This window comes from Candidatus Enterococcus ikei (genome assembly GCF_017316105.1).
GTDB classification, from domain to species: domain Bacteria; phylum Bacillota; class Bacilli; order Lactobacillales; family Enterococcaceae; genus Enterococcus_L; species Enterococcus_L ikei.
In genome coordinates this window covers 38,821-57,870 of sequence record NZ_JAFLWD010000017.1, presented here as the reverse complement: position 1 = coordinate 57,870, position 19,050 = coordinate 38,821, and the positions used below count along the sequence as shown (strand labels likewise).

Sequence of the window (19,050 nt, the reverse complement as noted above, 5' to 3'; positions counted from 1 at the left end):
ATATTTTGTCTCTAACTATTTACTTTCTCCTCTTTCGCGGTTCCTTTAATATGTTTATTGAAGTATTTCTCTCCATACCATTCTAATTGGGTCTTTCCTTCCCAATCTCTGTATTCTTCTGGGTATTTATATCTATAGTATCCATACAATAAATATGGAATAAATAAATATGCTTCTAGAACAATAAATCCAATATCAAATACAACCCACATAGTTACAATACCAACAAATCCTACTAAATCAGTTCGAATACCGTTGATATTTGGAAAAATGAACTTCCACAAAATTACTAAAATTACAACAATCCATCCATACTTAAATAAGAACTTAAACATTTTTTGAATGATGTTATCAATCTTATCTGATTTTAATTCTATATTAAACAATTGTTTTTCTAATGACTTCGATTTACTTCTAAAAATAATGTAACCAATCAATCCTAAGAAACAAGCTAATGCTATAACACCATAAAAAGTTAAGGAACTTAGAAGGAGGGTTAAAAAAAATAAATTTACTTCTATCACTAACCAAAATACATAGTTAACCGTATTAATATAACCAAAGAAGAACTTAGTACTTTTGTTCCTCTTCACAAGAGTCATTGTCCAAATACTTATGAATACAATCAAAAATCCCCAAAAAATATATGTTGGTAGTAAGTTTACTTTAGGAACTGAAACAGGGCTACTAGGGTCTGGATGTTCAATAAAGTATTTGACTAACATACACATACCGTAAAGCAACGCAATAAACAAAATCGCAAGGAACTTTAATAAAATAGGTTTTTCTTTCACTCCAGGTTTCTCGACGTCCTCTACCATATATTTTACTAAATTATCATCTTGTAGATTTAAACTCTCTTCAAAACTCGCATTCATTAGTTTAAAGTTCACTTCTACCACCCAAACTTAATCTCTGGAAATTTAACAGAAGATAGTGCCTTTCCTATTGATTTACCTGCATTTTGTACATCTTTATAAACATTCTTAACGGTCTCTACTCCTTGACTAACTCCTTTTCCAATATTATTAGAAATATCTTTGACTTTTCCTGTTGTTTTATCATATAAATTGTATGCTCCATCTTTAAGATTATCATAGGCATTTGGCCAGAAGAATTGAATTCCAACATTAACTAACCCAACTGCACCTCCTACAGCAGCTCCAACTACATTACCTACTCCAGGAACTGCCGTACCCCAAGTAGCTCCTAATGTCATTCCTTCAAGGGGCCCAATACTCTTCATTGTATCTATTCCCCCACTGATAACTCCTTTTCCAATACTTCCTGTCTTTCCATATGCGTCTACTCCACTTGATACAAAAGTAATTCCTAGTTGTGCATAGGTCGCGACTCTAGCAGCTGTTCCTAACCCTTTTGCTACACCCCACTGTTTTGCACCTTGAACAAATTGGGAATTTTTGAGACTCTCGCCCACCCAGGTTTTGATTGGATTCGTAATTTTACCAAAGTATTCGTAAGCTTTTCCTAATGTATCTACTTTAGGAATCCATTTTCCTTGTACTACAGCCTTCCCAAAGGCTTCATACTTAGCTAGTCCATTAATTAGTTTAGTTTGCCACCCAGAAGGAAGTTTATTCGCTAACATCCAAAATTCATCATTTGCAAGCAGTTTTTTTACTACAGAAGCTGGATAAAGTTTTAACAACATTTCAAAACGTTTAATATTATCTGTTTTGCCTCCTTTTACCGGTTTTAGTAAAGCTTCTGTTTGCTTATACAATTCCAGAAAAGCATTAGTAGACGATTGTCCAAGAATCTTGTTTGAATTTGGATGCATTTTTGAAAACCAACTTTTATCCGTTCCTTTTGGCAATGAATAAGAACCGTCACTATTAACGGTCGTTCCACTCAATACAAGCACACCTTGCATCGCAATACTTAACTCATTTAAGCTATTACTAAAAAGTCCATTCGTCTGACTAGAAAAATCGTGTAACTTCTTAATTTTTTTCTGTACCTTATCAATATCATCTTGCATACTATTTGCCATACGATTCAACCGATTTTGCGCATGCTTTAACATATCTTTCAATCCTGGTACTGGATTTCCTGCCGCTAGATTTCCTGCTGCATTTGCTGAAGCAGTTAAAGAAGCTTTAGATGCTTTCAAAAGTTGCATCTGCATGTTCAACTTATCTTCATCTAGAAAACCTTCACTTGAAATCGCTGCATTCGCTCCTGTATATTTTACTAAATCATTTTGTATACCGTCCATTGATGTGGTAACACGACTTATCGTCGGAAGGATTAGTTCTGAAAATAATCCTTTTCCCGCATTATATGCCGCACCTGACAAGGTACGTCCATCCACGGCTGCGGTTAAGCGTTGGCTTCCTGATCGTAAATCACTCACGGTACTTTTTGCCGTCGATAAATTACTAGACATGGCACTCATCAATTTTGAAGAGTCTCCGCTTGAATAGACTAATCCCATGTTAATTCATTCCTTTCTTTCTGGATTTCTGTGCGTTCTTCGTTTAGCTCTTCAACTGATTTTGTATACATTTCTGCTAATTCTTGCTTTTGTTCCTTAAAAAATTGTCCAAAATGCTTCTTTTTCCCATGAAGTTCTTCTTGCTCCCATCGAGCAGAAGAACTCCCTTCTTTTATTAATTCATCATTTAATTCTTGTAGTTGTCGGAAATTTCGAGTTAGTTCCGTTTCTAATGACTCAAATACTTCTTGAATCTGTCGTTTTTCACTATTCAAATCGTCAATTTGACGTTCTTTCTCAACAATTTTTTGCGTATACTCCGATCTTAACTTCTCATTTTTATCTTGTGCCATACGTTTTCCTCCCTACTTAAATCTCGTTTGACTATCACGAGAAGCAATAACTGCCGCAAGTTTAGGGAATTTATTGGCTTGTTCGTTTACACAACTAACTAATTTCGATAAATCGGATAAAATCTGATTACTTACTTTAGCTCCCTGTTTCATACTAGAAATGTTACTTCTTCCTAAAGAACAGGTCTTTCCACTTTTAACGGAAACTTTGCTAATTCCTGCAACTGCATTTTGAGCCGCTCCTTCATTTGATGCAATCTTCCCCATACTCTCTCTCCTTACTCTCTAAATTTATAAAATGGATCTTCTTGTAATTGTTCCGCTTCATCCAAAATTGGTTCGGGTTCTTGAATCACTTCTGGTACGGGTGCTTCTGGAACAACTATAGGACCGTTGGCCATTTTTACTAACAAATCCTCTAAAAATTCTTGATCTTTTTGATCTGAATAGCCTTCAAAAATAACCTCAGCAATTTGGTCAGCACTGATCGTGAATACTTCTTGGCTTGGTACATCGCCAAATGGGTGGGGCGCAACTTTATATCTTGAAAAAATTTCGTCCATTTCATTTTTCGCAATAGCTCGAGCGACTACTACATAAAGTATTTGGTCATTTTCAGGTTCTTCTAATCGTAAAATACTCCCTAGAGGCAAAAAGGGCGTGCTCATTTCTTCTCTCATTCTCCTACCTCCATCGGTATAACAATATCTTCGAATAAATCATCCTTCAAACTATGAAGTACATTGCGAGGAACGACAACATTTTTTTGTGTATATGGTAAATTCTCTATAAATAATTGATTTTGTAAACTACCACCAAATAGAATTTGATACACACTTTCTTTCACCATATTCGTCAATCCGCCATACGTATTTCCAACTTTAGTCAAACTATCTATAAATAAAAGTTGCAAGTGATCATTACCACCATTTAAAAGAAATGCGACTTCTTCTGGATTTAAGAATAGTTTGTCTACTAATTCTGCAATGCCGTTGATTATTACGATTCTTTGACTTGAATCATTTAACAACATGGCTTCTAACGATTCTTTTAATTCATAGTTTTGTTGGGTAACTTTCATTCGATCAATATATGTCGACACATATGTTGCTTTTTCTTCCAACGTTCCTGCTGCATCAATTAAAATGATATCATTTTCTTCTTTCCATTCATTGATTTGTTGCATAATCCAAGGCATCATTAATCTAAATTGTTTATTCGATGAGGTAAATATTCCTAAAGTCTTTCCTTGGAATATCGGAAATTTTTCTACTAATGAAGATAATTTATTTAACCCAAGATACAGATTATTGTTTTCTCTTTCTTTTACGAATGAAACAAAATTTTGAATAGTTAATTCTTCTGGAACCATCGGTATCTTCTCTGGACGTTCACCTGTCCAGTCTTGGTCCATACGAGTTACTTCTTTTTCCAGATTTTCTAATACATCAGAACTATTCTCACCTTCAATCGGAAGATAGAATTGCACTGATGTTGGTATATCAAGCATCACTTGTCCTCGTCCATTAATTGCCTGAGCAGCAAGGGTCTCTCTACCCAATAATGTGCTCAGTTCGGTTTCATCATTTAAGTATAACGCAATTTTAGTTGCAATGTTACCCATCATATTCATACGAATACTACCAGAGCGACTTGCCGTCATAATTAAATAAACTCCTAAGCTTGCACCATCTCTTAATAGTTGAAGTAATACTTCATCAATCTTATCCTTCCGATTGTCCTCTACACTTAATCCATCATATCCATCTAAGATATTAATAACGATCGGTAACTTCGATTGAGTTTTTGCTTCATATTGTACAATACTTGCAACACCATTCTTTTTAAACGAACCTTTTCGTTCAGCAAGCAAGTCAGAGATTCTATCTAGCATTTTTTGTAATTTTTCATCTTCTTCTAGCGTGACAATATCTGCTATATGAGGTAAATCTTTTAATGGTAACAATCCATTATTCCCAAAATCCAATAGATTAAATTGAACTTGTTCTGGTGTGTTTTGACGTGCTAAATTCATAGTTAACGTTTGTAAAAGTGTCGATTTACCATAACCAGGACTTGAAAAAATAGCAGTATGACTTGCTTTTTCTAAATTGTAATGATAAACCTTCTGTGCTTGTTCAGATGGAATATCCAACAACCCTAGCGGAATAGTTACATTTCTTTGTTTTGCTTCTTCGATAGTCGGTGTTGTTATTTGTTCACTAAGATTAGGTAACCACGGTTTATCAGGAATTGTGAACTCTGATTGTTCAAAAATTTGTCCTATTGTTTCAATCACCGCTTCTAATTGTGTTGGCAAATCACTCGTATCTTTTCCTTGTACGATATTCTCATCTGGATCATAAAGTAATTCTGTTTGACCTAAATCATTAATTTTAAAAATTCGTTCATCTACAACTTCTTCCATAGTCTTATCTGGATCATAAAGAACACCAGCATAACCACTTTGGAAAAGTTCATATACCTCATTTTCGCCAACCTTAAGATAGCCTCGACCTGGATTAGTAATTTGTGCAGCATCTGGTGTTTTTAAAAGCTCGTTAGAATCTTGAACACTAGCCATTTTTAAAGCAATTTTACTTGTACTATTTGCTTCAATTTGATCATTAACCACACCTGATGGCTTCTGAGTAGCTAAAATTAAATGTACACCTAACGAACGACCAATTCGGGCAACAGACGTTAATTCATCTAAAAATTCTGGAACATTAGCCTTTAACTCTGCAAATTCATCTGAAACTAAGATTAGATGTGGTAATGGTTTTTCAGGATAAATGATATCTTCTTTTGGAGTATGTCTTTGTTTGTATAAACTCATGTAACCATTGATATTGTTCACACCATATTTAGCAAACTCTCTTTGTCTCTTATTTAATTCTGCCTTGATACTCGCTAGAGCTCTGGCAGTTCCTGCGCCATCTAAATTTGTGATTGCTCCCATAAAATGGGGTAATTTATCTAAGGTATTGGCAATTCCGCCACCTTTCCAGTCAATAATCAGCATTCCAATATCTTCTGGTGAAAAATTGATTGCTAAACCAATTAAATAAGTTGTTAAAAATTCAGATTTCCCTGAACCAGTTGTTCCTCCAACTAATGCATGTGGTCCATGTGCTCGTTCATGTAAATCCCAATACACATAATCAGATTTTCCTCTCCAACCAATCAATGAGCGAATAGATTTGTTTGGTTCTGCCTCTAACCAACGGTTGTTAATCTGTAATTCTTCAATTCTTTTCACTTCATATTGCTCTAATAAATCTAAACTTTCAGGAACAGCATTCTTCTCCACTTCAACATGATGTAAATTCGCCAATCTCTGCAATGCTTCTTCAATCGGATAAGCAGTCGGTAAATGAGTCGGTACAAACGCTTGATTCACATACTCATTGTTTTGGTTGATCAAGATTGCCGCTTCACTACTTTGATAATCGATCAAGGTCGTCGTTGTCTCAGGCAACATCGGTAAGGCATCTTTCCCCCAAATCACGGTCACACCATAGGGACTCATATCTTCTGCTAAAAATTCATTTAGCCCATGTCCAGATAACCAGCTCTCTTCTAAAATAGAGAATACATAATGCGGTTGGAAACGAATCTTTTCATTGCTATTTTCTTTCAGTTCTTGTCTTCTTTTCGTTAAAATTTGATAAAACGAGTTAAGTACCATATCCCGTGTTTGAGCATTGTGGATGATCCCTCTTAGATTCAAACTGCGAATCTTCAAATGAGGTAGCCAGCGCCACGCATGCCAATTAGTATCATAGTCATTTTCAGGAACCAATGTCACAAATTCAACATCTCGATACGAATGCAGCATTGAAATTTGGAATAAGAGTGTTTGAACAGCTGTCCGTAATACTGGATAATTCCCGGCTAGACCAACTGTTTGATCCATTAAAGGAATAACGATCGGCGCTGCTTCTAATTGTTGATAGGGCCAAACAAGCTGCTTCTCTGCTAACGAACTCAATTCGCTTTCTTCATTTGGTTGGTATCTCACGGAAAAACTTGACTTGATTTCCCCAGCTCCAACATGGACTTTTAAGAAATCTTCATTGGTTGTCATGCGCTCATAGATCCGTGCCTGATAGTCTTTAGCCATCAAGGCAAGATCATTCATTGAAGGATACATATACGTAAGAGCATGCTCTTGTTCTTGTTGTAAAAGGGAAATATCCCCTTTTTTCTGAATCAGGTATTGTCTATAAGAGCCTTCGCTACGTTCATTTTTCTCTTTGGTTTCTTTCTTATTCGTAAAATAACTCGAAACAGAAAAACCTGCCGTTAATAAACTAGCGCCACCCATACTGAGCATCATGATCGGATTTCCGCCACTTAAAAAGCTGGTAGCACCACTTAAAACCACCATTCCTAAAGGAGGGACAAGGGTTCTTAATAGTTCATTTTTTCCTTCCTTTTCTTTCGGTGTGGGTGTTGTTACTTCTACTTCCATCTTCGGTTCTTTTAGATGGATACGCGGGCTTCGTCTGAATAACGGAAATTCTGAAGGGTATTCAGGTTCATAGCTTTGTTCAATGATTTCAAATGGATTCAATTTAAAGTCAGAACCTAAATTCGTTACCTTTAATTGTTTTTCCCTTACTTCTATGATCAGTTTATCAATCACTAGCTGATCGCCAGTGTTGAAATCAAAGGTACCCTTGACAACTTGTTTTCCGTTAAAATAGATAGCCTCTTTATTTGCGTAAATATCCATACTATAACGATTTGTCTTAGGCTCAACAGAGACCGAAATAAATGCTGCCGTTGGCAAGCTGATCGCTGAAGAAGCTCTACTAGAAATCGTAAAGTCTTTTTTAGGTTTGTTTGTTGTAATTGTTTGATAGTCCGTTGGTTTTACAATAATAAATTTAGGATTATTTTTTTCGAACGGCTTGTTATCAAGTAACACTTTCTGCCCGTCATAAGATACTGAATGTCCGTCGATCACTCGTTCTTGTTTGGCTGTCGTTAATTGATGGTGCGAAAAGTCATCACCAAAATAGAAAACATCAAAAAGAACATCGGTTGCAGGTTGCATTTGGTCATCAATAGGAACAGTTGACTCATCTTCAGTTTTATTTGTTTTCAGAATCATCAGTTGCCCCTCCTAATAATTTCATATATTTAGCAATCGCTTCTTCGTATTTCGTCAATAGCTCTTGTTTCTTTTCACCATTCATTTTTGTATCTAGTTTTGTTGCGTCATACAGTTTCGTATAGGCATGTAAAATGAATTGGTTATCTCCTACATTTTGGGCAATATCAAGGGCTTTTTCAAATGAGCCTTTTCCAATATAGATCCAGTATAAAAGCGTGTTTTCATTTGATTTTTGAGAAATATTATTTAAAATCATCTCTTTTTGTTCATTCGATAAATTATCTAATTGGATCGAGCTTACTGCGTATACATATTGCGCACTTTTAGGCAGGTTTTCTGGTGTATCTTCCTTCAGTGTGTTTAACACGCCTGAATAGTCATTGGCGATATAATTTGCTTCTGCCGTAATAATTCTTTCTTGTGTAGGAACTTCTTTTAGTGCATAATTCCCAACGAAGAAACCTAAGATAAGCGTTGCAACCAATAATACTAGACTGCCCCATTTAAACAATGTGTAGCTTTTTTTGTTTACCAGTTGATTTTGTCTTTCTTGTTTCATTTTTTGGATAACGACTTGTTCACTGATCATTTGATCGATTTCTTCTGGTGAAAGAGCCGCTTGAATATTTTTAGACAGTGGATCTTGTAATGTTCCAGCCCCTTCGATCAACCGTTCAAAATCTAATTTTGGATGAAGAATAAACAGAATCAAAGCACGATACTGTTTTAAAAAGTCTTCTTCATTTGTCACATAGGGTACAACTAAATTCATAAATCCTCTATGTGCAATGGATAACTCTTCTCCAAAAAGAAAAATATTTCTTGGATGGATAAATGGTTGAATCGTTGAATGGATAAACGGCTCAATAAAACGAACTTTTTGCGCTAAGAGCAATCGATTGATTGACGACATTTTCCGTACTGCATCTTCGATCGATACGGCATAATTATCTTTATCATAAGACAAAACTAATTGTTCTTCAGTTGCCTCCAACATTTCTCCCGCTAATAGCGTCTCTCTTTTTTGAAGAACCGCTTGAAACTGATCCAGCTCTGATAAGCGATATTGATTCGCTTGTAGCGTAACCAGCACCTTATCTTTTTGAACTTGGATATCTATTTTTTCTGATATATCTTTTACTTCACTCACGTTTTAGGCCCCTTTACTTTTTCATCGTTTCCCTAACAACTAATTGGTCCCCATCGCCTAGTGCATAGTTTGCTAGAAGAACTTCTCCGTTTAACTTAATTGACTTATTTATTACTTCTAACTCAAAGGTTTCTGGTAAAGAGATGTTCAATAATTCTAGTGATTCTCTCAATAGTTCTTTTAAACGATTTCCAGAAACTTTTATAGGAATCTGCAAATCAATAATTTGTTTTCCCACATGTAATCCAATACCAATAGATGTGTCTTTCCTCATAAAATTCTACCTTCCTATCCTTTTTTTACCCATGTAGGAAATGCTCGGCCTAATAAAATTCCGAGGCCTACAACAAGAAATCCACCGACTACACAAAATAAAATAAAACTGATGTTGTTTCCTTGTTTTAACCCTGAATCCCCAGAATCTAAACTATCATTCAATACATATCCGCTTGAGAAAAGAAGGGGTGTTATTTGTTGGTTAACTGTACGTTGTACTGGTGTTTCTTTCACAAAAACTTCTTGTTGTGCATTTGTAATTAACTTCATTTTTTCTTCATCTAATTGTTTATCCTGCTCAGACATATCTCTCATAAATAATTGATTAATCGTAAAGGTAGAAGAATTACTCTGACTACCTTCACTTTTATCGTAGATCACATGGTTATTTATTTTTAAGTCACCAGTATCTGCATGGACAGGAACACTTTGTAAGAAAATGAACAGGACAGAAAGAAGCAATCCTTTTAAAATCGTTTTAAAATCAATTTTCAGTCTATGTTGCATCGTTTTTCTCCCTTGAAAATAATAGAAAAGAATCATGCTTTCACTTTTTTGTCTTCTGGTTTCACCCAAAAATTCAATAGAATACCGCTAACTGCTAGGATCACAAGAACCAGATAACTTACCCAGCCGATACTGCCTCCGTTTAGTAGCGCAGTGAAGCCATTTTGAATATTTTGTAATGGTGATACTCGATACAATATATTGGCGAATGTGCCTGCTTTAGTAGCTACTCCTAATAAGGGTGTCAGCATAAAGAATAGTCCTAATATTGCGCCGCTAAGATAAAGCGTCAGCAATCTGAATTGCCTCATGCAGCCAAGTGTCAGCAACAATCCTGCTAGTAAAACTAAAAAGGCATAACTAAACCAAGCTAATTTTGCATTCATCCCAACAACTAGACTCAAATTAAGGGCAAATGCGCTAGACAAAGCAACGCTGCTTAGCAGTATCACGATCACATTTGACGTATTGTACCAAGCTCTTGATGGATTCATAAGCAAGTCCGTTTTAGATACTTTTCTTCGCTTCATGTGTTTTTGCATCGCGATTGCGACCAAAATAATAATAAATGCAGCGATGATCGTTGCATAATATGGAATCAAAGAATTTTGTCTTGTTTTTCCAAAATCGCCTTTTTCTTGAATTGGATTTGATAGGAAGTTAAAGACCGTCGAATTATCCGAACCACCATTTTTGGTATTGGAAAGAACTTTATCAAATGTTTCAGCATACTTCACATTGTCATTTGTTTTTTCATCCACTTCAGTAACAGTTTTATCTAGATTTGTTAAAATACCATTTGCATCTGTTTGTACCTTGTTTGTTGATTCTTTCAAGATTTGAATAACTGGTGCAACGTCTTTGACTTGCGCCGCAGATTCTTCTGTTGTTTTAGCCGTTTCTCTTGAACTACTAGCTAATGTCTGGATACTTTTCACCAAGTTTTCAGTAGTAGAGTTGATTGCAGCTGTATCATTTTTATCAGGATGTGTGTTTGTCTCCGTGATAACAGATTCTGGTGCTACTCGTTCTGTTTCTTTCCATGAATTATATGTCCCATCGATTTCTTGTCTTGCTTTATCGAACCATTCACCTAAAATCGAGGCTTCTTGTAACATCATATCTGGTACAGTCATTAGATTTAACGTGCCATATAAAGTCATCGCTTCGCCTTCATTTTTGTCGGTACTTGTTCCGATCGTAGCGTTTAATTTGTCGATTTGCTCTACAATATCGTTATATAAACTATCGCCGTTTTCCCTATAATTTTTATAGAGCGACTCCGAAATTTGTGAAACTTTTTTAGTATCCGTGACATTATCGTATAGCCAATAAACAGAATTAGGCGTAGCTAATTCATTGAATGATTTATCTGGATTACTTGTGACATAGCCAGCAAAGCTAACAATATCTTGTTGAGTCGGATCAGCGTATATAGTGGTTAATTTCTCAGCAGCTGATGTTAATGTTGTGAAAAGGCTAAAAAGTTCAGGTAAATCTTGCTTTAGAGGCTGGTCTTTATCTATATAAGCGGCCAATTGTCCAGACGCTGTGATTGAATTGTTCCATTTCCAAAAGTAACTACATTGATAATATTCATTATGATCACTAGAATCATTCGGATATGTCCATTGTATTTGGGACTCAAATGTGTACGACATGTTAGAATTCACAGGCGCTTTGGGCGGTTCAGTACTTTCAGTGTCCTTAAGTATAATTGCTATCGTCAGCTGTTTTTCATCATTAGAAACTGTTGCGGTATAGTCTGAACCAGATAGATTACGAAGGATTTCTCTTTCTAAATCTTCTCTGATTGTTGCCATATTAATAACTTCGACCCTACCTCCGCTTCCAGTATTAAATATATGTCCAAATTGTATACTCTGATTGGCCCTTTTCAAATCTATAGTAACTGTGTTCGTTACATTGAAATTAGATGAAATATCTTCTTTAGGAACTGTTGATAATATATTGAATTGATTCCCGTTCCCATCTGTGAGCGTAGGATCATAATGCGTCACCAAATTATATGAAGCACTTAATTTATCACTTTCTGATTGCGTAAGTAGTCCATCGCCTAAAAGTTTTGCTAAGAGAATCGGAAAATCCGTGCTCGAAGGAAGTGCCTGTTCTTGTAATTTTTGAAGTTCGTTCTTTACAGCAGTTAAGTATTCTCCATCTTCTTTAATCTCAGAATCTTTATCCACAGGTGATATTAATTTTGAAATAGCTAGTTTCACTCGGTCTTCTTCCGCAGTTTCTGGATTAGCATTTTTATCGTTGTAGTACTTTTCTGCAACATCCTCTTTTAAAGTTGTTAATTCTGTTACTTGTTTTTCCAAATCTTTTATTTCACTTGTTAACTCTTTAATTCTCTTACTTTGTGTTTCTTTAAATGCATAAGCATTCGTTAAAAAATTCGCGTAAACGCCAGTGTCTTTAGATTCTTCAGACCCTTTTGTAAGAAACAGCCCTAATTGATTTTTTATACTCTCATCAAAACCATCATATTGCGCTTTGTAACCTTTCAGGTCATTTTGCCATTGTGTTGCTAACTGTTCTTTCTGTAGCTCAAATTGCTCATTGAACTGTTTAATGGATGTTTCTAATTTTTTATTTCCTTCATCTGCATAATCGTTCACAGATTTCTGTACTTCCTCTGTTGATTGGCTATTTGCTTCTAAACCAGTATTGTTACTTTCCATCAATTGCTTCACTGATTGAACAAATGCTTTCTGTTCGGATGTAAACATTTTATTGTCTTCATCCAAAATACTTGCTGTATCAATAACACTCGAGAAATTAGTCGGTACTTCTTTAAATGGTAAATAAATTGTTTTTTCCAAATTATTTTTGTGGTCTGTTTCCAATCCAACAATTTGATTGACGTTTTGTTGGGCTTCTGACAGATTCCCTACAATACTTGAAAAATACATTTGCACAATTCTTTGATTGAAATCTTTTAAAATATCATTCACTTTTACCTGAATCGCCTGATTGGTTATCTCGTTTTGACCTTCTCTTACTTGATACTCTACTAAAGCTTTTTCAGGATTTATACTTTGTAATGAAAGCAATCGTTCAGAGAAATCTTGCGGAATAATAATTTGTGCATCAAATTGTCCATCTGTAACGCCACGACTAGCAATATCTCTAGTCGTAGTCTCCCAACGGTTAGCAGTGTCTTGATTGATCAATGTGACAAAGTCCGTTCCTAAAGAGTATTTTTTCCCTTCAAAAAGAGTTCCCTTATCTTCATTTACCAACACATACTGCATTTTCGTTACCTTTTCATTAGACGTTTGTTGGATATTATCGCTTTTAAACCCAATATAAGAAAGAATAAATAAAAACAATATGCTGCCGATAATGACCGAAATAACAGGAAGATACTTTTTTAGTTTGTTTTTCAATTTGCTCTTCTCTCCTAAATAAAAAGCGTCTGCGCAATGAATTGCACTGACGCTTCTTTATTTCAAAATTAATTTAGTTTAAACCGAAAGAACTTGCATCTTGTTGATCACGTTGTGCTACTGTGTCAGCATACTTGTTCAATTGACTATTGATGCTAATTAATAATTCTTCCATTTTTTTAACGTTTCCTTCTAATTGATTGTATTGTTCTAAATAAGATTGAAACGCTTGACCTTTCCATTCTTGTGCGATTTGTTGATTCATTGAATTTACTTTACGAATCGCATCTTGGATTTGTTGTTGTGATTGTGTATAAACCTTTGCTTGTGATTTCAGTTGCTCGGGTGTGACGGAAATTGCTCCTGCCATTATAATCTCTCCTACTCTATAATAAAATTGTTTACATAAATAGTATATCGGTCAATAAGTAAACTTGTCAACGTTTTTTAGAAAAAAATCATAATTTATAGAAACAGATTTATTCCCAATTGGGTATTTTTATTTTTATAAAGAAAACTTATATTATTTATTTGTAAATCATTTTTACCAAATAAATTTAAACTTATTCTAATTGATTATAGATGAAACTTCCTAAGTTTTTCGATAGAAAAAAGATTCTTCATTAAAACTGTACTTCTTATCCTGATAGACTAAATCACTAAAACATGTTCTGATTGTTTCTTCTAGTCATAACAAGGAATTTAAAGAAAACTAGTAACAATTAAATACTTTATATTTAGGATTTTTTTAATGTTATATATTTTTTATTTGCACCAAAATAAATAGATCCGTCTTTCTATTTATTTTGATTTTAATATTTATTTTACAATAAGTTTATCAAATGGAGTTATTTAAATGCATCTTTTAGTGTTCAATATAAACACTCAAGGTCTTATTTATACTAAGTGAACCACATTTTTCTTTATTTGATTATTTTTAACAATTAACAAACAATTCTTTCGCATTTTTTGTTTGGATTCTTGACAAAGGCACCTCAGATGACTTTTTATTAATACCATTCATGCTCTATACAAAAAAGCCGAAAAGACGGAAATCTCTTTGGCTTTTCTGTATGCAGTGAACTAAAACAGTTGATTGGAAGTATGTCATAGAATTTCGGTTTCAAGAGGAATCCCTATTCATTTACAATCCAATTAAAATTTTCGTATTTTTCCATTTCGTTCTCTTGTGCTATCTCTTCTTTAATCTTTAAAATTAGTGGTGAAGAATTATTCTCATCCAAATCTTCTAACTTTTTCCATATAACTCCATCTGAATCATTTACAAAAACAGTAAAAAGCGTTGTTAACAAATTTATGAGTTTGGGATAATTCATCACTACCTGATCATTAAAAAGCTTATTTATACGATTTAAGACATACTTTTGTTTCAGACCTATTGAACCAAGAGATTGATGGCTTATTTATCACAGCTCTTGTCGGACATGCGGAAACTTCTAACATAATTCGAGATGTTTATGGCCATGCCAATGAATAGTCAAAAGTTGATACAATCAAACAGTTAGAGAAGTATAGGGAATCTAATCAAGGTGAAACAATTACGGCTTAGTAATACGTCGTAACCAAATCAAAAAAAGACACCTTCCAAAAACTGGAAAGTGTCTTGAACTGTTGCAATAGAATGGCACTCAATTTCTTGCGAAATCTCCGTCCCATATTGTATTCGTAAGCGAATAAATTCGCAACGACTCCAATAATTAACGTTTTGAGAATTGTGAAGCTTTACGAGCTTTCTTAAGACCTGGTTTTTTACGTTCTACCATACGAGCATCACGAGTAAGAAGTCCAGCGCGTTTTAAAGCAGCACGGAAATCAGGATCTACTTCTAATAATGCACGAGCGATTCCGTGACGGATCGCACCTGATTGACCAGAGTAGCCTCCACCATTAACGTTTACCATTACATCATAAGCGCCTTTAGTTTCAGTTACACCAAATGGTTGGTTGATAACTTCACGCAAGTCAGCGTGTGGAATATATTCTTCAACATCTTTTTTATTTACAGTAATTTTACCAGTACCAGGTACTAAACGTACGCGGGCAACTGCATTTTTACGACGGCCAGTGCCGATATATTGTACTTGAGCCAATGAATTTCCCTCCTTAAATTAGGTTAGTAATATCTAATACTTCTGGTTGTTGTGCAGCATGTGGATGCTCAGCTCCACCGTATACGTTCAACTTAGTAAATTGTTTACGGCCTAAAGTGTTTTTAGGAAGCATACCTTTTACAGAAGTTTCGATTAAACGACGAGAGTTTTTATCGCGTAATTCACCAGCAGTAACAGATTTCAACCCACCTGGGTATTGGCTGTGACGGTAGTAAATTTTATCACTTGCTTTGTTACCAGTTAATTTGATTTTATCAGCATTAATTACAATTACGAAATCTCCAGTATCCACATGTGGTGTGAATGTTGGTTTATTTTTTCCACGTAGGATAGAAGCAACTACAGTTGATAGACGTCCCATTGGGATATCTGTTGCATCTACTACATACCATTTACGTTCTACTTCGCCAGATTTGGCCATATATGTTGTACGCACGATTCTTTCCTCCAATTTTCTATTCGATGTTTGACATTCACTTGAGTTTCCGGGGCTCATTGTGGGGCAAACAATACCATTTAACATGATACCTTCTATCTCTAGTAAAGTCAATGAATTTCTAAGGTTTTCTGCGATTTTTCTTCTTCTTTTTCTGATCTAAAAAAATAACTTCTAATCTTCAAAATGTAAAATACCAAAATATGCGTAATGTATATTACGCAACTCCTAAAAATAAAAATGTATATTATTCCTAAAATATTTATTTTTATGTATATTTATTTATAAAAAGTGTTGATTTTTGTATTTTCAAGTGATATGATGGGAACAATCAAAAAAGACAATTAGAAAATAAGGAGTGTTACTCATGAAAGAAAAAGTTGTTTTAGCCTATTCTGGAGGACTAGATACCTCTGTTGCTGTTAAGTGGTTAGTGGACGAAGACTATGATGTGATCGCCTGTTGTTTAGATGTTGGTGAAAAGAAGGACTTAGACTTCATCAAAAATAAGGCTCTAGAAGTTGGCGCTTCTGCCTCCTATACCATTGACGCCAAGGAAGAATTTGCGCAAGATTTTGCTTTGATTGCATTACAAGGTCACACATTTTACGAACAATCTTATCCATTAGTTTCCGCTTTATCTCGCCCACTCATTGCAAAAAAATTAGTAGAGTTAGCACACGAAACTGGAGCGACAACAATTGCTCACGGGTGTACAGGAAAAGGGAATGATCAAGTACGTTTTGAAGTCGCGATCAACGCTCTTGCACCCGAGCTCAATGTGATTGCTCCAGTTCGTGAATGGAAATGGTCACGTGAAGAAGAAATCAATTATGCTAAAGAAAAAGGCGTACCAGTCCCAGCCGATTTAGACAATCCTTATTCTGTCGATCAAAACCTTTGGGGTCGTGCTAATGAATGTGGCATTTTAGAAGATCCTTGGGCTACTCCGCCAGAAGGGGCTTATGAATTAACGGCTAGCTTAGAGAATGCACCTGATGAAGCAGATATTATTGAGTTGACTTTCGTCGAGGGTGTACCTACAGCTATCAACGGCAAAGAAATGCTGTTATCTGATCTAATCCTTGAGTTAAATGATTTAGCTGGTAAACACGGCATCGGTCGAATCGACCATGTAGAAAATCGTTTAGTGGGAATCAAATCACGTGAAGTTTATGAGTGTCCAGCAGCTATTACACTAATGACAGCGCATAAAGAGTTGGAAGATTTAACCTTCGTTCGTGAAGTAGCACACTTCAAGCCAATCATCGAAAATCAATTATCACAAATCATTTATGATGGACTATGGTTCAATCCGTTAACCGATGCTTTGATTGCTTTCTTAAAATCTACGCAAAAATATGTGAATGGTGTAGTTCGGGTAAAACTATTCAAAGGTCATGCCATTGTTGAGGGACGTAAATCAGCAAACAGTCTATATAACGAAAACCTAGCAACTTATACATCTGCCGATACATTTGATCAAGACGCTGCTGTTGGTTTCATCAAACTCTGGGGACTTCCAACAAAGGTTAACGCAGAAGTCCAAGCAACTCTAAATAAAAATAATTAATATTCATTATGCTGCTCTAGATTGAATTTACACAATGGATTAACTTTTATATTTTTTTATAACTGAGCTTGAGATAACAGCCACTAGCTCCGAGAAATGAGAAGGGACTACTTTTTTATCACTGTTTATTCAGATATAGTGTGTGGAGCAAAACTGCTTTTTAGTTTTTTCCCACACTCCTTTCTTATCACAATGAATAATAATACATAAATGAGGTGTGCATAATGGAAAAATTATGGGGCGGACGTTTTGAAGGAAAAAGCGAAGCCTGGATAGATGCTTTCGGTGCTTCGATTCCTTTTGATCAAAAGTTAGCCAAACAAGATATCACTGGAAGTTTAGCTCATGTAAAAATGTTGGCTAAGACAGGCATTTTAACGGAAGAAGAAGCCGAGCAAATCACTGTTGGGCTCAATGCCATTCAGAAAAAGCTAACAGCTGGTGAACTTGAATTTAGTATAGAAAATGAAGATATTCATTTAAACATTGAAAAACATCTGCATAAAGAAATTGGATCTGTGGCCGGAAAATTGCATACAGGGCGCAGTAGAAATGATCAAGTCGCTACGGATATGCATCTTTACTTAAAAGAAATCGTTCATGACGTTATTGAAAAAATCCATATATTCCGACAGGTTTTAGTAAATAAAGCAGAAGCAAATATCGAGACGATTATGCCTGGTTATACACATTTACAACATGCACAGCCCATTTCATTCGCCCACCATATGATGGCTTATTACGGCATGCTGACGCGAGATCAAGAACGTTTCTCAGAAAGCTTGAAACGAATCGATATATCTCCACTAGGTTCTGCCGCTCTTGCAGGAACAACTTTTCCGATAGATCGGGCATATTCAGCTGAATTATTAGGTTTTTCTACAGTCTATGAAAACAGCCTCGACGGCGTGAGTGATCGGGATTTTATCTTAGAATTTCTTAGCAACAGTTCTATTTTAATGATGCATCTTTCTCGTTTTTGTGAAGAAATCATCTTATGGTGCAGCCACGAATTTCAGTTTATTGAATTGACGGATACTTTTTCTACCGGCAGCTCAATCATGCCTCAAAAAAAGAACCCAGATATGGCAGAATTGATTCGAGGGAAATCTGGTCGCGTATACGGCAATTTATTTAGCCTCTTAACCGTTTTAAAAGGTTTACCGTTAGCTTATAACAAAGACCTGCAAGAAGACAAAGAGGGCATGTTTGATACGTCTCATACAGTTTTAACTAGTTTAGAGATCATGGCAGGCATGGTAGAAACAATGAAACTAAATCAAGAAATAATGGAAAAATCGACAGAAAAAGATTTTTCAAACGCAACAGAGCTGGCAGACTACCTTGCAAGCAAAGGAATGCCCTTCCGACAAGCGCATGAAGTGGTTGGAAAATTAGTATTACAATGTACGAAACAAGGAATTTATTTGCAAGATGTTCCATTAAACGAATACCAAGCTATTACACCCTTGATCGAATCAGACATCTACCAAACGCTCGCCTCAAAAACAGCAATCGAACGTCGACATTCGTATGGCGGGACTGGATTCGATCAAGTGAAAGCAGCAATTGAGCGTAGCAAGCAAAAACTTGAAAGCGAAGAAAACTAAAAAAAGCTTATGAAAGA

At 35.3% G+C, this 19,050-nt stretch carries 16 protein-coding genes; 2 read left to right on the top strand and 14 right to left on the bottom strand.

All coding sequences use genetic code 11. From position 1 onward, the window contains the following. Window positions 1-11 precede the first annotated feature (11 nt). The 14 genes from JZO69_RS07990 to rplM all read right to left on the bottom strand — a co-directional run bounded on the left by JZO69_RS07990 (window position 12) and on the right by rplM (window position 15,853). Window positions 12-893, bottom strand: a complete 882-nt coding sequence (locus JZO69_RS07990; RefSeq protein ID WP_347401581.1) for a DUF4176 domain-containing protein — start codon at window positions 891-893, stop codon at window positions 12-14. A 2-nt stretch (window positions 894-895) separates the two neighbouring features. Further along, entirely contained in the window at window positions 896-2,458 is a 1,563-nt protein-coding gene (locus tag JZO69_RS07985; RefSeq protein ID WP_207112356.1) for a T7SS effector LXG polymorphic toxin, read from the bottom strand. Beyond that, entirely contained in the window at window positions 2,449-2,811 is a 363-nt protein-coding gene (locus tag JZO69_RS07980) for a hypothetical protein (RefSeq protein WP_207112355.1), read from the bottom strand. Before JZO69_RS07980 ends, JZO69_RS07985 begins: the two co-directional genes overlap by 10 nt. 12 nt (window positions 2,812-2,823) lie before the next feature. Next, window positions 2,824-3,078, bottom strand: a complete 255-nt coding sequence (locus JZO69_RS07975; RefSeq protein WP_010761880.1) for a hypothetical protein — start codon at window positions 3,076-3,078, stop codon at window positions 2,824-2,826. A gap of 11 nt (window positions 3,079-3,089) precedes the next feature. Beyond that, window positions 3,090-3,491, bottom strand: coding sequence for a DUF4176 domain-containing protein (locus tag JZO69_RS07970; protein ID WP_207112354.1), 402 nt, complete (start codon window positions 3,489-3,491; stop codon window positions 3,090-3,092). Further along, entirely contained in the window at window positions 3,488-7,933 is a 4,446-nt protein-coding gene (essC, locus tag JZO69_RS07965) for a type VII secretion protein EssC (protein WP_207112353.1), read from the bottom strand. The genes JZO69_RS07970 and essC overlap by 4 nt, the downstream gene beginning before the upstream one ends. Beyond that, complete coding sequence (gene essB / locus JZO69_RS07960) at window positions 7,914-9,086, bottom strand: type VII secretion protein EssB (protein ID WP_207112352.1); 1,173 nt, start codon at window positions 9,084-9,086, stop codon at window positions 7,914-7,916. The genes essC and essB overlap by 20 nt, the downstream gene beginning before the upstream one ends. 13 nt (window positions 9,087-9,099) lie before the next feature. Then, the gene (locus JZO69_RS07955) at window positions 9,100-9,360 is read right to left on the bottom strand and encodes a type VII secretion protein, YukD family (protein ID WP_207112351.1); all 261 of its coding nucleotides are present in this window, start codon (window positions 9,358-9,360) and stop codon (window positions 9,100-9,102) included. A gap of 14 nt (window positions 9,361-9,374) precedes the next feature. Next, the gene (locus tag JZO69_RS07950; protein ID WP_207112350.1) at window positions 9,375-9,869 is read right to left on the bottom strand and encodes a hypothetical protein; all 495 of its coding nucleotides are present in this window, start codon (window positions 9,867-9,869) and stop codon (window positions 9,375-9,377) included. Between the two features lie 32 nt (window positions 9,870-9,901). Continuing rightward, window positions 9,902-13,282: a type VII secretion protein EsaA gene (gene esaA, locus JZO69_RS07945; RefSeq protein WP_207112349.1), complete on the bottom strand. Its 3,381-nt coding sequence runs from the start codon at window positions 13,280-13,282 to the stop codon at window positions 9,902-9,904. 73 nt (window positions 13,283-13,355) lie between these two features. Next, on the bottom strand, window positions 13,356-13,652 hold the full coding sequence (locus JZO69_RS07940; protein WP_010761887.1) for a WXG100 family type VII secretion target: 297 nt from the start codon (window positions 13,650-13,652) through the stop codon (window positions 13,356-13,358). Window positions 13,653-14,418: 766 nt separating this feature from the next. Further along, the gene (locus tag JZO69_RS07935) at window positions 14,419-14,619 is read right to left on the bottom strand and encodes a hypothetical protein (RefSeq protein WP_207112348.1); all 201 of its coding nucleotides are present in this window, start codon (window positions 14,617-14,619) and stop codon (window positions 14,419-14,421) included. A gap of 381 nt (window positions 14,620-15,000) precedes the next feature. Continuing rightward, entirely contained in the window at window positions 15,001-15,393 is a 393-nt protein-coding gene (gene rpsI, locus JZO69_RS07930; RefSeq protein WP_010762225.1) for a 30S ribosomal protein S9, read from the bottom strand. Window positions 15,394-15,406: 13 nt separating this feature from the next. Continuing rightward, entirely contained in the window at window positions 15,407-15,853 is a 447-nt protein-coding gene (gene rplM, locus JZO69_RS07925; protein WP_303393681.1) for a 50S ribosomal protein L13, read from the bottom strand. Between the two features lie 364 nt (window positions 15,854-16,217). On the opposite strand from rplM, the gene JZO69_RS07920 reads away from it, so the two are divergent. Both JZO69_RS07920 and argH read left to right on the top strand, forming a co-directional pair. After that, window positions 16,218-17,423 (top strand): argininosuccinate synthase, encoded by a 1,206-nt coding sequence (locus JZO69_RS07920; RefSeq protein WP_207112347.1) that lies wholly within the window; start codon window positions 16,218-16,220, stop codon window positions 17,421-17,423. A gap of 224 nt (window positions 17,424-17,647) precedes the next feature. Then, entirely contained in the window at window positions 17,648-19,033 is a 1,386-nt protein-coding gene (gene argH / locus JZO69_RS07915) for an argininosuccinate lyase (protein ID WP_207112346.1), read from the top strand. Window positions 19,034-19,050: the final 17 nt, after the last annotated feature.